Raw genomic sequence first — 1,532 nt, forward strand, 5'->3', positions numbered from 1 at the left:
CGGCGCCGCGGTCGGCGCGGGTTGCGCCGCGCTCACCCGCGCGGTCTGGCCCACGGACCCCGTCCAGCGCCTACTGCCGGAGGCGCTGCGTGACGGCGCGCCCGGATCGCGCACCACCCCGACCCCCGAGGAGAATCGATGACCGATCAGACCGGAGTCCCGGCCTCCCGGGGCGGGGGCGATCACCACCTCCTCGGTGCGGAACCGCACACCGCCAACGAGATCGACCTCGCCGAGGCCGAGGAGGAGGCCAAGGGCTCGCCGCCCAAGAACCTGCTCGACGGCATGATCAAGGCCCTCCGGCCACGGCAGTGGGTCAAGAACGTCCTCGTGGTCGCGGCGCCCGCCGCGGCCGGGTCGCAGACGCTCACCGACACCTCGGTCCTCTTCTCGGTATTCATCGCCTTCGTGGCGTTCTGTATGGCGGCCTCGAGCGTGTACCTGATCAACGACGCGATGGACGTCGAGGCGGACCGCGCGCACCCCACCAAGCGGTTCCGTCCCATCGCCGCCGGGGTGCTCCCGGTCGGACTGGCCTACGGCATGGCGGTGGTGCTCATCATCGCCTCGATCAGCATCTCGGTGCTGTTCACCCATCCGGCGCTGGCGATCGTCGTGGCCGTGTACATCGTGCTGCAGCTCATGTACTGCTTCGGACTCAAGCACCAGCCGGTGCTCGACATCGCGTTCGTCTCCTCCGGCTTCCTGCTCCGCGCGGTGGCGGGCGGCGCGGCGGCCGAGGTCGAGATCTCGCAGTGGTTCCTGCTGGTCATGGCGTTCGGCTCGCTGTTCATGGCGGCCGGTAAGCGGTACGCCGAGTTGAACCTGCACCTGCGGACCGGTGCGAAGATCCGCAAGGCCCTGGAGAGCTACACGCCGACCTACCTGCGATTCGTGTGGACGCTGTCGGCGACGGTACTCGTGCTCTGCTACGCCCTGTGGGCGTACGACCGTGGGTCCGACCCCACCCAGCCGTCCGGCTCGGCCGTGTGGCTGCAGATCTCGATCGTGCCGTTCACCATCGCGGTGCTGCGCTATGCGGTCGATGTCGACGCCGCCCAGGCCGGCGAGCCCGAGGACATCGCGCTCGGCGACCGCGTCCTGCAGGTCCTGGCCGGGCTGTGGGTCCTGACCGTCGTGATCGGCGTCTACCTCGTGCCGTCCTTCGCCTGACCGGGGTGGGCGGGCGATGTCGGGGGTGACGGCGGGGAGTTCGGGAGCAGGGCGTCCGGCACCGGACCGGCCCCCCGCGCCCGTGGCCTCGCGGATCTCGGAGCGGATCGCCGAGCGGCCCCGGGCCGAGCCGGCGGTCTTCTGGGGCGGACTCGTGGTGGTGGTGGCGGTGTTCCTCGCCGGCGCGTGGCAGCGTCGGTGGATCGCCGACGACGGGCTGATCGTCCTGCGCACGGTCCGTAACCTCATCGCCGGGAACGGACCCGTCTTCAACGCGGGGGAGCGGGTCGAGTCCAACACCTCCACGCTGTGGACCTATCTCGTCTACCTCACGCACGAGGTGGTCGGCTATCGGCTCA

General features: G+C 70.5%; 1 protein-coding gene and 1 pseudogene. Both read left to right on the forward strand.

Annotated elements, in window-relative coordinates; genetic code table 11:
- Positions 1–138: 138 nt before the first annotated feature.
- A complete protein-coding gene (locus tag G6027_RS16445; RefSeq protein WP_182638089.1) occupies positions 139–1,173 on the forward strand; it encodes a decaprenyl-phosphate phosphoribosyltransferase in 1,035 nt (344 codons plus the stop codon).
- A gap of 16 nt (positions 1,174–1,189) precedes the next feature.
- Positions 1,190–1,532 (forward strand): annotated as a pseudogene (locus G6027_RS18315) (hypothetical protein); the annotation flags it as partial.

Source organism: Dietzia sp. SLG310A2-38A2 (genome assembly GCF_014145095.1).
GTDB lineage: Bacteria > Actinomycetota > Actinomycetes > Mycobacteriales > Mycobacteriaceae > Dietzia.